At 35.1% G+C, this 11347-nt stretch carries 16 protein-coding genes and 1 tRNA gene; 12 read left to right on the forward strand and 5 right to left on the reverse strand.

Features of this window, described 5'->3' with window-relative positions; all coding sequences use genetic code 11:
* The first annotated feature begins 272 nt into the window (after positions 1–272).
* Positions 273–346 (forward strand) — tRNA-Arg (locus ACIPNH_RS02415).
* Positions 347–354: 8 nt separating this feature from the next.
* On the opposite strand, the gene ACIPNH_RS02420 is transcribed toward ACIPNH_RS02415, so the two are convergent.
* Entirely contained in the window at positions 355–1305 is a 951-nt protein-coding gene (locus tag ACIPNH_RS02420; RefSeq protein ID WP_264339548.1) for a complex I NDUFA9 subunit family protein, read from the reverse strand.
* A gap of 50 nt (positions 1306–1355) precedes the next feature.
* Entirely contained in the window at positions 1356–2732 is a 1377-nt protein-coding gene (locus tag ACIPNH_RS02425; protein ID WP_264723856.1) for a UDP-N-acetylmuramoyl-tripeptide--D-alanyl-D-alanine ligase, read from the reverse strand.
* Between the two features lie 185 nt (positions 2733–2917).
* Between ACIPNH_RS02425 and ACIPNH_RS02430 the strand changes: the two genes are divergently transcribed.
* The 7 genes from ACIPNH_RS02430 to mdh are packed head-to-tail and all read left to right on the forward strand — an operon-like array spanning position 2918 to position 6747.
* Entirely contained in the window at positions 2918–3700 is a 783-nt protein-coding gene (locus ACIPNH_RS02430; RefSeq protein WP_155969270.1) for a hypothetical protein, read from the forward strand.
* A gap of 16 nt (positions 3701–3716) precedes the next feature.
* A complete protein-coding gene (locus ACIPNH_RS02435; RefSeq protein WP_006279579.1) occupies positions 3717–3974 on the forward strand; it encodes a hypothetical protein in 258 nt (85 codons plus the stop codon).
* Positions 3975–3977: 3 nt separating this feature from the next.
* Positions 3978–4346 (forward strand): HIT domain-containing protein, encoded by a 369-nt coding sequence (locus ACIPNH_RS02440; RefSeq protein WP_010082356.1) that lies wholly within the window; start codon positions 3978–3980, stop codon positions 4344–4346.
* Between the two features lie 18 nt (positions 4347–4364).
* Positions 4365–4718 carry an NADH-quinone oxidoreductase subunit A gene (locus ACIPNH_RS02445; RefSeq protein WP_006279576.1) on the forward strand — a complete coding sequence of 118 codons (354 nt, stop codon included), beginning with the start codon at positions 4365–4367 and terminating at the stop codon, positions 4716–4718.
* 3 nt (positions 4719–4721) lie between these two features.
* The gene (locus ACIPNH_RS02450) at positions 4722–5228 is read left to right on the forward strand and encodes a NuoB/complex I 20 kDa subunit family protein (RefSeq protein ID WP_006279574.1); all 507 of its coding nucleotides are present in this window, start codon (positions 4722–4724) and stop codon (positions 5226–5228) included.
* On the forward strand, positions 5221–5793 hold the full coding sequence (locus ACIPNH_RS02455) for an NADH-quinone oxidoreductase subunit C (protein WP_006279573.1): 573 nt from the start codon (positions 5221–5223) through the stop codon (positions 5791–5793). The genes ACIPNH_RS02450 and ACIPNH_RS02455 overlap by 8 nt, the downstream gene beginning before the upstream one ends.
* A gap of 3 nt (positions 5794–5796) precedes the next feature.
* Positions 5797–6747 (forward strand): malate dehydrogenase, encoded by a 951-nt coding sequence (mdh, locus tag ACIPNH_RS02460; RefSeq protein ID WP_209472522.1) that lies wholly within the window; start codon positions 5797–5799, stop codon positions 6745–6747.
* 27 nt (positions 6748–6774) lie between these two features.
* Here the strand turns inward: mdh and ACIPNH_RS02465 are convergent, their stop codons facing one another.
* The 3 genes from ACIPNH_RS02465 to ACIPNH_RS02475 are packed head-to-tail and all read right to left on the reverse strand — an operon-like array spanning position 6775 to position 8637.
* Positions 6775–7542, reverse strand: a complete 768-nt coding sequence (locus tag ACIPNH_RS02465; protein ID WP_264339544.1) for a TatD family hydrolase — start codon at positions 7540–7542, stop codon at positions 6775–6777.
* Positions 7539–8027: an RNA pyrophosphohydrolase gene (locus tag ACIPNH_RS02470; protein ID WP_006279569.1), complete on the reverse strand. Its 489-nt coding sequence runs from the start codon at positions 8025–8027 to the stop codon at positions 7539–7541. The genes ACIPNH_RS02465 and ACIPNH_RS02470 overlap by 4 nt, the downstream gene beginning before the upstream one ends.
* Positions 8020–8637 (reverse strand): AAA family ATPase, encoded by a 618-nt coding sequence (locus tag ACIPNH_RS02475; RefSeq protein ID WP_400771526.1) that lies wholly within the window; start codon positions 8635–8637, stop codon positions 8020–8022. Before ACIPNH_RS02475 ends, ACIPNH_RS02470 begins: the two co-directional genes overlap by 8 nt.
* A gap of 179 nt (positions 8638–8816) precedes the next feature.
* Between ACIPNH_RS02475 and rsfS the strand changes: the two genes are divergently transcribed.
* The 4 genes from rsfS to ACIPNH_RS02495 form a co-directional block, all read left to right on the forward strand.
* The gene (gene rsfS / locus ACIPNH_RS02480; RefSeq protein WP_006279567.1) at positions 8817–9134 is read left to right on the forward strand and encodes a ribosome silencing factor; all 318 of its coding nucleotides are present in this window, start codon (positions 8817–8819) and stop codon (positions 9132–9134) included.
* Positions 9125–9364: a hypothetical protein gene (locus tag ACIPNH_RS02485; RefSeq protein WP_400771528.1), complete on the forward strand. Its 240-nt coding sequence runs from the start codon at positions 9125–9127 to the stop codon at positions 9362–9364. Before rsfS ends, ACIPNH_RS02485 begins: the two co-directional genes overlap by 10 nt.
* 1 nt (position 9365) lies before the next feature.
* Positions 9366–10616 carry a tyrosine--tRNA ligase gene (gene tyrS, locus ACIPNH_RS02490; RefSeq protein ID WP_265024513.1) on the forward strand — a complete coding sequence of 417 codons (1251 nt, stop codon included), beginning with the start codon at positions 9366–9368 and terminating at the stop codon, positions 10614–10616.
* 614 nt (positions 10617–11230) lie between these two features.
* Positions 11231–11347: IS630 transposase-related protein (locus ACIPNH_RS02495; RefSeq protein ID WP_400771409.1), on the forward strand; the 117-nt coding region annotated here is incomplete at its 3' end.

The raw sequence follows: 11347 nt of genomic DNA on the forward strand, positions 1-11347 counted from the left end.
AACATAAGACGCCGATACATTAAGTAATCCTTACCTTTTAATCTGCAGATTGGCGAAAGCAAATACAATAGCTTCACTATCATGATAAGGGCGCTGGTGGAGTTTGTCAAGCAACTTTCTATATAATATTTTCTAAAATAAATAGACTTCTCGCATCCAATTTCGGTAGCGCGCGACACACAACTGCAATGACAAGGTTTTGTAAGATAAACATCATATTCACACGAAGTACTTGACTTCACTTGTACTAAGAAGCATTTTATATATGTTGTGTGCCCGTAGCTCAGCTGGATAGAGCAACAGCCTTCTAAGCTGTGGGTCGTAGGTTCGAATCCCACCGGGCACACTCTTTTATCAATACTTTCTATAAATCTTCAAGTACTCTGGCACCACATTTTCAATTGCTAATGGTCGAACCTTCATTGTTTCAAGGTCAACTGACTTTTCGATTGAACTATTCATCATAACTTTCACCTGATCTTGAGTAAGCATAGGGTTCGTATCTCCGGTTATTGGTTTTAGCAGCATAGAAATAATTTTATTTTCTAAAAAGAAAGCTATTAACTTTGCCATTGGAAAAGATACATTGATCAACAAACACTTTCTGTTAGTAACATTCAGAATAAACTTCAATAAGCTTTTGAAAGAGTAAACCTTTGGTCCACCCATGTTATAAATTTTCTTGTCTTGCTTATTAAAACTGATAATACGATATACCACTTCAGCTAAGTCTGTTACACATATTGGCTGAAATTTAGTTGTTCCATTGCCAATTAGTGGTAAGAAAGGAAGAATAGTTGCTAATCTTGCAAATTTATTAAAGAAGTTGTCTTCTTTACCAAATACAAGGCTTGGCCTAATTATTATTGCTTTTTGAAATGCTGAAGTTACAGCTTTTTCACCTTCCAATTTACTTTTGGCATATTTTGACAACTTGCTATTTTCTATTCCCATAGCAGAAAAATGTATCATCATAGGTACATTTTTCATTTTTGCAGCTTTTGCTATCCTTTCAGCTATTTTAACGTGAACAGCGTAAAAATCGTGCTTTTTTGCTTCATATAATATTCCCACTAAGTTTATAGCTACATCACATTCTTCCATACCATCCAGAACTGATTTTTCATCAAAAAAATCGCCTTTAAATATTGATATTTGTCCTAAATTGCCACACAATTTTAAACAAGCAGCTTTTTCCTGATTACGAGTGAATATCTTTATTAAATATCCTTCTGCTGCCAAGCGTCTTACGATGTGTTTCCCTATAAACCCCGTTCCACCAAAAATAATTACACGTTTTATCACAATTAAAGTTCCTAATAATTTGTTACTGTAAATTAATACAATGATTTCGCTTAATATTTTATTACGAATTCCCGTACAATAAGATCCATTTTCATTCCTCGTGAGCCTTTAACTAGAATTGCGTCATTATTCTGAATAATGTTAGCTAAATCACTTTTCAATTGATTAGAATCATTAAAATGCGTGCCTCTTATATTATCTGGCAAAAACTCATGCAATTCTAACATAAATTTACCAACTGTATAAACTTTATCTACATTATTTTCTGTGATAACCTTAACCAGATCTGTATGAAATTTTATGCTTTCATCACCAAGTTCCAACATATCACCAAGCAAAGCTACTTTTCTCTGATTAGAATATGTACTCAAAGTTTTTATCGCAGTTTTCATCGAAGCAGGGCTGGCGTTATAGGAGTCATCAATTAAATGTATATATTTTCTATTGTATTTGACCTTATGAATATTGCCTCTACCTTTCGTTACACTAAAATTCTTAAGTGCAAGTGGTAATTTTGATAAATCAAGTCCGAGGCTCTGCACAACTGCTGCTGCAACAAGTAGCGAATAAGCAAAATGCTCACCTTGCACACGTAAATTACAGTTTATAGTTTGATTATCACTCAGCCTGATTTTTAAATTTAGCCCGTCATCATTTCTTATTAGGTCCAACAAACAAACTTCAGCATTTTTATCTTTACCGAAGCTTATTACATTTCTATTGGCATGTGATGAGAGATAATCATAATATTTATTATCTCTGTTCAAAATCAAAGTACCGTTATTTTTCATACCATACAGAATCTCTAACTTCGCTTGTGCAACGTCAAATAGTGATGAAAAATTTTCAGTATGTGCAGGTTCGATGTTGGTAATAACTGCAATATTCGGATTACTAATCTTTGATAATTCTTTTATTTCACCAGCTTTATTCATTCCCATTTCAAGGATTAAGTACTGGCAGTTTTTTGGAGCTTTTAGAATTGTCAAAGGCAATCCTATATTATTATTTAAGTTACCTTCGTTTGCATGGGACACTCCATATTGCGATAAAACAGTGTGCAGCATATCCTTTGTAGTAGTTTTCCCGACACTGCCTGTAATTGCAATAACTTTAGCGTCAACAAGAACATTTCTAATATAGTATGATGCCATATCGTGCAAAGCTTTCAGGGTATCTTGTACAATAACGAGAGGAAAATTTTTATATTTACCCTCACTTACTATTGCAGCTACTGCCCCTTTTAAAAACGCTTCATGCAAAAAATTATGGCCATCAAAATTCTTTCCCTTGAGTGCAATAAATAAATCACCTTTTTTTATGCTTCTTGTATCCGTTGAAATATTTGAGCTATGTATCCAATTACAACCATTTACGTCTCTTCCGCCAGTTGCATCAATGATATTATTTGTGCTCCATTTAAACATAATTTAGAGAGTATTCTTTATAATAAATTGAACAATAAAAGTAGCGAAAATACTACATGTTTTAGACAATGTACAAATAATGGTTGCAATCCCTATAATTCTATCTTATAATGAATATAGAAGTTTAAATTTTTTCGTCTATAATTAAAATGTATTTAGTTGTAGAAAGTACCTTGGAGGTATGTATGTTCACAGGAAAAAATGAAAAATCTACTTCTATACTAGCTAAAGTTGGTAATGCAGCTTCGGGAGTAGGAAGTTTTCTGGGTAGAGGTGTAAAAGTTCTAGTCAAGGGTGCAGTGTACCCTATATGGCCAAAGAATTGGTTTAAGTCCTGGGATGAAATGCGGCACGACATAAAAAATGGCGGACGTTCTATTATTGGCAACCCACTTGAAGAATATGATCCACCTATAGAAACCACACAAGCTAGTGAGGATCTTGGTGTCCAAATAATGGAGCAAAAGAAAGGAACAGGAAAGGTAACTTTTTTAGCATCAAGGACTCTGACAGGGGATATACCCTATTTGACGCCAGAACGATTAGGTGAAATAAAGCAAAACCTGCCAAATGTAACTATCTTTAAAGAAGAAAACAAAGTTGTAATTGAAGTTGATGTTAAAAAAATAATTGAAGACATCAAAAAGAACAATCCAGGAATTGATGAGAAAAGAATAAAAGAGCTTGCTCTTGAAAAAATTGCTGAAGGAGCTGAAGGAGTTGGTGGCAACCTTAAAAAGCTAGCAAAAATTACTGGCGGAGAATTTAAAGTTCACACAGACTTAAAATTGCTGTATGGTATTGCAGAAAAATTGTATAAGGAATATGATGATCAAAAGCAGTCATCAGACAAAGTTGTGAAGTCTGATGTTGGTCAGCCTTCAGAAACTATAGCTTCAGGTGAGAAAAAATGGGCGCAAGAAGCTATAAAAGCAGGTAAGTCGCAAAGTTGTGGAATGCAAAAATAAGTTATAGGGGAGTATTATGAGTGAAGCTAAAAAAATAGAGGAAAGACATCATAGTCTAACTGTTCCTGGGGATATGTATCACTTACAACCAGGAGTTATTACTGGAAAAAGGGTAAGTGGAATAGAACCCTTTTTGAAAGAACAGCAGGACATGGTAAAAGTAAGGGAACTTGTAAGCTCTTTAAATCTTGAAGATGCTTCTGGTGAAGCGATAAAACCACTATCTACACCTAATGTAGAGAAAAACGAAGAAAGAGGGAAAGGTCGCTCTTAAAATATGAGCAATGAAGTTTATGATAGCGATAACATCTTTGCTCAAATATTAAGAGGTGAGTTACCTTGTGAGAAGGTACATGAAAATGAAAATGTACTAGCTTTTCATGATAAGTACCCTGACGCACCAGTTCATATTTTAGTTATATCAAAAAATCAATATATTTCATATGATGATTTCATTCTAAAAGCTCCTGAAGAGGAAATAGCGGATTTCTTCAAAACTGTAAGAGAGATAGCACACAAATATAATCTAGAAAAAACAGGATATAGATTAGTCACTAACTACGGTGAAAATGGAGAGCAGGTTGTACCACACTTTCACGTGCATATTTTAGGTGGTAAAAAGTTAGGAAAGCATGTAAACTCATAGTGTTATATGTTTTGTTAAATGAGCGAATATTTAACCATAGTAATCTTTATCTGCGTATCAATTGTAGTATCTTTTGCTTTAGGTATATTGCCTATGTTTCTTGCAGTGAGTAAGCCAGATGGTGAAAAGCTTTCCACATATGAGTGTGGCTTCAATCCACTATCCAGTGCAAGAAAAAATTTTGACATTAAATTTTATCTAGTTTCAATATTATTTATAATATTTGACTTAGAAATTGCTTTTCTTTTTCCTTGGGCTGTTTCTTTATCTAAGATAAGCTATGGTGGATTTTGGTCTATGATGGTATTTCTTGCAATACTCACTATAGGTTTTATCTATGAATGGTGTAAAGGTGCATTAGAGTGGGAGTAGTTTATGACAAATCAAATTCTATCTAATGATGACTGGGGTCGTTATAAAAAAGAAGGGTTTCTTGTCACTAAATTTGGTGATTTAACAGATTATGTAATGAATTGGGCAAGGTCTGGTTCATTGTGGCCAATGACATTTGGTCTTGCATGTTGCGCAGTTGAGATGATGCATACTGCATCCAGCCGTTATGATCTTGATAGATATGGTATAATGTTTCGTGCAAGCCCACGTCAATCAGATGTGATGATTGTTGCTGGCACACTAACTAATAAAATGGCAGCAGCATTGCGCAAGGTTTATGATCAAATGGCAGACCCGAAGTATGTTATTTCCATGGGAAGTTGTGCAAATGGTGGTGGTTATTACCATTACTCTTATTCAGTAGTCCGAGGCTGTGATAGAATTGTGCCAGTTGACGTGTATGTCCCTGGATGCCCACCAACCGCTGAGGCGTTGCTATATGGAATGCTATGCCTACAAAACAAAATAAAACGGACTCGGAATGGATAAAACTGCAAAGTATATACAAAAAAAGACCAAATGCGAGTGCATTCAAAAAGATGATGGCATTATTGTAATATATTCAACTTTAGATGAAATTGAAAAGTACCTATTCTTTCTACGTGATGATGAAAAGTGTAGGTTTGAACTATTAGTTGATATTTTTGGGGTTGACTATCCAAATAGAGAGAAGCGTTTCGAGCTAATATACAATCTGCTCAGCATTGTGCATAATATTAGAGTACACATAAAGCTTCAGTTATGTGAAAGCGACATGCCTCCAAGTGTAGCGAAGATATTTAGTACGGCTTTGTGGTTTGAGCGTGAAGTGTTTGATATGTATGGAATAGAGTTTTCTGATCACCCTGATTTGCGTAGGATTCTAACAGACTATGGATTCAAAGGTCATCCAATGTTAAAAGATTTCCCTCTCACTGGTTATGAGGAAGTAAGATATGATATAGAGACAAAAAAGGTTGTGTATAATCCTATAGATTTACCGCAAGATTTTCGTATGTTTGATAGCTTATCGCCTTGGGAAGGTAAAACCATAAAAGTAAATACAAAGGAGTAGAAAATGACAGTACAAAGAAAAAAAATATCTTTAATCGGTGCAGGAAATATCGGTGGAACTCTCACCCATATGATTGCACTAAGGGAACTCGGTGATGTTGTTTTACTTGATATTAGTGATGGAATACCACAAGGTAAAACACTCGACATAGCAGAATCATCCCCTATTGATGGATTTAATGTCAATATTACTGGCACAAATAGGTATGAAGATATAAAAAACTCCGATGCAATTATAATAACCGCTGGCATCGCTAGAAAACCTGGAATGAGCAGGGATGACCTCCTGCAAACCAATGCTAAAGTAATGAAGGAGGTTGGCGAAAATATTAAAAAATATTCTCCAAACGCGTTTGTAATAGTGGTTACCAACCCTTTGGATGCCATGGTTTCAGTGGTGCATAAATTTTCAAACCTCCCAACTAATATGATTGTTGGCATGGCAGGAGTGCTTGATTCTTCCCGTTTTCGTTACTTTCTTGCAAGTGAGTTAAATATCTCAGTTGAAGATATATCTGCTTTTGTGCTTGGAGGACATGGCGACACTATGGTACCACTAATCAATTGTGCTTCAGTTGCTGGAGTTCCACTTACTCAAATTATCGATATGGGTCTTATCACACAGAAAAAAGTCGATGAAATAGTTGAACGCACTCGCAATGGCGGTAAAGAAATAGTTGATCTGCTTAAGTCTGGATCTGCATACTACGCTCCTGCATCTTCAGCTATATGCATGTTAGAATCATATTTAAAAGATAAGAGGCGCATATTACCATGTGCTGCTTACCTTAATGGTGAATATGGTGTAGAAGAGTTGTTTATTGGTGTTCCTGTAATTATTGGAAAAAACGGAATTGAAAAGATCCTAGAAGTTAAAATGAATGATAGTGAACAAGAAATGTTTAATAAGTCTGTAAACTCGGTGAGAGAGCTGGTGAAATCTTTAGGTTCATAAGCAAATTAATGGTTTTATAGAGCTTCTTTATAGCTCAAACAGCCTAAAAAAGTTGCTTGTGGTTACCTTCGCTACTTGTTCTGGTGACTCATTCCACAACTCTGCCAAACAATCAACAACGTATTTCACCATTGCTGGTTCATTCTTTTTTCCCCTATAAGGCTCAGGTGATAGATATGGTGCATCAGTTTCGACTAAAACACGCTCGCGTGGTACATTTTGTGCAATTTCTCTGAGTAAGCTCGCATTTTTAAAAGTAATAATTCCAGAAAATGAAATATATAACCCCAAATCTATAGATTGATCAGCAAGTTCTTTAGAGGAAGCAAAGCAGTGCATTACTCCACTAAAAGCACCGGCTTTCATTTCTGACCTTAACATATCGATCATCTCATTATCAGCGCTTCTTGTGTGAATAACTAAAGGTAGTCCAGTTATTCTTGACGCTTCTATATGTAATGCAAAACTTTTTTTCTGATTGTCTTTGTTGTCAGATTTATAAAAATCTAACCCGGTTTCACCGATACTAATTACCTTTTGATTTTTGGTAAATTCAACTAATTCATCAACATGTATACACTCACCGTTTTCTATAGCAGCATCAAGCGGATGTATACCAACAGAGGAGTAGACCTGATCATAGGATGAAGAAATTTTTAATAACTTAGGAACATCGTCAATGCTTACGCATATGTTATGCAAAACCTTTACACCATTTTGCTCTGCCCTTGAAATTACTTTTGGTATTTCATCGTCAGAAAAATAAATCAAGTGGCAATGAGAATCTACTATCATGAGCTTATTGTTGAGGCTTTTATTATAGAAGAAAACTCTTCTATCACTGTTTTATAAACTTCTTTTTTAAATGATATAGCACTGGCTACTAAACTATCTATACCTTGCCAACGCCACTCTTTGAACTCTGGATGACCAGTATAATTAATATCAATGTCCTCATCCTCTCCGCAAAACTTCATTAAGAACCACCTTTGCTTTTGACCAGAATATTTTCCATTCCAGCATATTGGTATAACTTCTTCAGGCAAGTTGTAGTATATCCAATCCTTGCTTTTAGTTATAACCTTTACTTTATTAGTACCAACCTCCTCTAGCAACTCACGTAACGCTGCTTGTTCCAGTTCCTCACCATCATCAACACCTCCTTGTGGCATCTGCCAGTAAGAATCGCTATCAAAGCGTTTTCCAATAAAGGCATGTCCTTGTCTGTTAAATAGCATTATGCCAACACAAGGACGGTACTTATCTTTCTGCTCAACCACAAGTACGCTCTGTTTTTAAATGATTTGTTACAGAAGTTTTAATTAATTTTCCATTTTTTTCTTTCTTCATCTCTTCAACAATTTTCTTTGCAACTTCCTTTGCACTCAAGTTCGAGTTATCAATTTCAAGCGAACCCTCAGGTATAAATAGCCTTTTCCCTTCAATTTTCTTTATAGCAAAATCCGGATCAGTAATTTTATTTTCCTGATATCTCTCTTCTGATTGGACACGTCTTACTAGTTTTTCATTATTACAATGTAATACTACAGAAAAAATTTCCATGTCCATTTTTTTACTTAAATTTACCACTGAGTTATATAATCTTTGGTCATAGGGATCACCCTCTATCAATTCATTTGTAAATATATAATGTTTTGATTTTACGTAGTGTTTTTCCAGTATTGCTAATACATTTTCCCTAACTGCAAAAATTTTTTCCCATAGGTCATCTGGAACTTCAGCGTTTTGTAATTTAACAATATCAAATATAATATTATTGAATAGATTATTGCTTACTATTACTGCACCAATGATTTTACACAGTTCCTTTGCAGTAGTAAACTTACCACTGCCTGGAAAGCCGATTAAGTAGATGAGAGTCTTGCCCATAATGAATACTAGTAAAAAGCTATTTTCAATTATATAAAAAGTATATACATTGTACATGCTAAAAACATGATGATAAAATAGATGCAGGTAATACCTTTAACAAGTAGTTGCGTTGAAAATAGTTCATATTTAGAAATTTTGAGTATATAATTATAAATGAATCATATAACCTGTAAACAATGCTTAGCGATATGGAATCGATAAGAAGTACAATTGAAGAGATAATAGATCAAAATAAAGGTCATGATATAGTAACTTTTGATGTGCAGAATAAAACCGTTATTGCAAAATATATGATTATTGCATCTGGTGATTCAAGCCGTCACGTTAAAGCTTTAGCTGAGCACGTAATAAAAAGCCTCAAGCCACATGATAAAATAGATGTAGAAGGTATGGATGAAGGCAATTGGGTAGTTTTGAATTTTCAAGGCATAATGGTTCACATATTCAGGCCGGAAGTAAGGGAGTATTATAAAATAGAAGAGTTATGGAACTGATTGCCTGGATAGCTGGTGCACAACTGCACAAACGTTGTAATTTTGAAGGCAACTCCTGCACAGGTAGTGGTGTCATGAAAGTAGCTGACACTGGAATCCAGTTTTTCATGCAATTTCATCGAAAACGTTGTATAGTGTGCTTGTTTATAATTAAGTTCCAGTGTCTGGGCACTGGCTTCTCTATTAGGGTTACCTTCGGCATTAATGACAGGATAGACTGGGATTTATAAAATGAAACACGCATCTGAATTTTTAAATTTCATCCAAGAAAGAGGGTACCTATACCAATGCACAAACATTGAAGGACTAGATCAATTATTATTGCAGAGCAATTATATAGTTGCATACATTGGGTTTGATTGCACAGCACCAAGTCTTCATGCTGGTCACCTAATTCAGATTATGATGCTCTGTCACCTACAAAAATTTGGTTATAAGCCGATAGTCTTACTTGGAGGTGGCACAACAAAAATTGGTGACCCATCCTTCAAAGATAAAGCAAGAAGCATCTTGCCTGTAGAGAACATCAATCAAAATACATCCAGTATAAGGAGAATATTAGAAAAAATGGTGTCTTTTAATGACAGCAAGACTGGTGCAATGATAGTAAATAACGCAGATTGGTTGGATAACATAAAATACATAGATTTTTTGCGTGATATAGGAGCTTATTTTTCTGTGAATCGTATGCTAAGTTTTGATAGTGTGAAAACCAGGCTGGATAGAGAGCAAACCTTAAGCTTTCTGGAATTTAATTACATGCTATTGCAAGCTTACGACTTTATTGAATTAAACAAAAAATATGATTGTCGTCTGCAGATTGGAGGGTCAGACCAGTGGGGAAATATAGTAAAAGGAATTGAACTTGGAAAAAAGTTGAATTTACCTGAGCTATTTGGCCTTACCATGCCTCTTTTATTAAATGCACAAGGAAAAAAAATGGGCAAAACTGAAAGTGGAGCAGTGTGGCTTGATGATAATATGCTAAAGCCTTACGACTACTGGCAATATTTTCGCAACGTTGATGATCAAGATGTTGGACGTTTTTTAAGATTGCTCACTGATGTGCCAATTGATGAGATTAGAAAATTAGAGTCTTTAAAGGATCAAGAAATAAATGAAGCAAAAAAGGTCTTGGCAACAGAAGTGACAAAAATATGTCATGGTGACAAAGAAGCGGAACTTGCACAATTTGCTGCAATTTCTGCTTTTGAGAATGAAGATAGCTCACTACTTCCTGATTACATCATAAAAAAAGAACAAGTGGCAAGCGGCATATCCTTAGTAGACCTACTACATGACACCGGTTTTGAACCTTCAAAAGGCGCTGCAAAGCGTTTAATACAGGGCAACGGATGCAAGATTAATGATAATGTTGTAAACAATATTGATCATGTAATAAATTTCGAGAGCTTTAAAGATCAGCCATTTATAAAATTATCTGCAGGAAAGAAACGCCATATAAAAGTTGTGGTAGATTAGGTCTCGAAGTAAGAAAACAAATTTTATACAAGTGAGAAATTAGATATGGAGCAAATTTTCAAAATTCGAGAATTATGTATAAAACAACTGGAAAGATAGTAGAAAGCGAAATTCTATTATATATAGCTAAAGTGGCTTAGGTTTACCTACAATTTGAAAAACAACAAATTCGTCATTCCGCTACTCATTAGCGGAATCTATACCGCGAATGAATCCATAACTGTACGGACATTGCAATTTGGGCCTACCAGGAGGGCAATGCCTCTTATCCAAGTACCCTCTTCTTGTCATCCCAGTGCTTGACACTGGGATCCAGGAATTTTATTAAGTTGGTAAGTATAAAAGTAGCCGTTTTATGTTAAAACACAACGTTCTTGATGAGATTACGGCAAGGCTGGATTCCAGTGTCAGCTACTTTCATGACACCATTTGCTGTGCAATTTACCTTCAAAAATGAATGTTCATACAGTTATGGAATGAATCGCGGTATGACGTAGTGAAACCTTTCTTGAGTTAGCTATAGCACTATAAAATTGTCCGCAGGGCCATATATAGCTCTTTTCATAGAAGTCCGGATGTGATAAGATAAGGATAGAAGATGATAAGGAGGTTGAGTGCCAGCAGCATATAGTTATGACTTAAGGAAAAAAGCAATGGAAGCGCTAGACGAAGGAGAAAGCAGAGAAACAGTGGCAGCAAGATTTAAAATTGGACGAACTACTTTATGGGAG

It is taken from the genome of Wolbachia endosymbiont of Drosophila barbarae, assembly GCF_044752445.1.
In the GTDB taxonomy this organism is placed as follows: Bacteria; Pseudomonadota; Alphaproteobacteria; order Rickettsiales; family Anaplasmataceae; genus Wolbachia; species Wolbachia pipientis.

Coding starts and splice junctions, on each gene's coding strand:
- ACIPNH_RS02435 (WP_006279579.1), top strand. CDS start 3,717: ATGAGTGAAGCTAAAAAAATAGAGGAAAGACATCATAGTCTAACTGTT.
- ACIPNH_RS02450 (WP_006279574.1), top strand. CDS start 4,722: ATGACAAATCAAATTCTATCTAATGATGACTGGGGTCGTTATAAAAAA.
- mdh (WP_209472522.1), top strand. CDS start 5,797: ATGACAGTACAAAGAAAAAAAATATCTTTAATCGGTGCAGGAAATATC.
- ACIPNH_RS02475 (WP_400771526.1), bottom strand. CDS start 8,637: ATGGGCAAGACTCTCATCTACTTAATCGGCTTTCCAGGCAGTGGTAAG.
- tyrS (WP_265024513.1), top strand. CDS start 9,366: ATGAAACACGCATCTGAATTTTTAAATTTCATCCAAGAAAGAGGGTAC.
- ACIPNH_RS02440 (WP_010082356.1), top strand. CDS start 3,978: ATGAGCAATGAAGTTTATGATAGCGATAACATCTTTGCTCAAATATTA.
- ACIPNH_RS02485 (WP_400771528.1), top strand. CDS start 9,125: ATGGAACTGATTGCCTGGATAGCTGGTGCACAACTGCACAAACGTTGT.
- ACIPNH_RS02445 (WP_006279576.1), top strand. CDS start 4,365: ATGAGCGAATATTTAACCATAGTAATCTTTATCTGCGTATCAATTGTA.
- rsfS (WP_006279567.1), top strand. CDS start 8,817: ATGCTTAGCGATATGGAATCGATAAGAAGTACAATTGAAGAGATAATA.
- ACIPNH_RS02425 (WP_264723856.1), bottom strand. CDS start 2,732: ATGTTTAAATGGAGCACAAATAATATCATTGATGCAACTGGCGGAAGA.
- ACIPNH_RS02455 (WP_006279573.1), top strand. CDS start 5,221: ATGGATAAAACTGCAAAGTATATACAAAAAAAGACCAAATGCGAGTGC.
- ACIPNH_RS02430 (WP_155969270.1), top strand. CDS start 2,918: ATGTTCACAGGAAAAAATGAAAAATCTACTTCTATACTAGCTAAAGTT.
- ACIPNH_RS02465 (WP_264339544.1), bottom strand. CDS start 7,542: ATGATAGTAGATTCTCATTGCCACTTGATTTATTTTTCTGACGATGAA.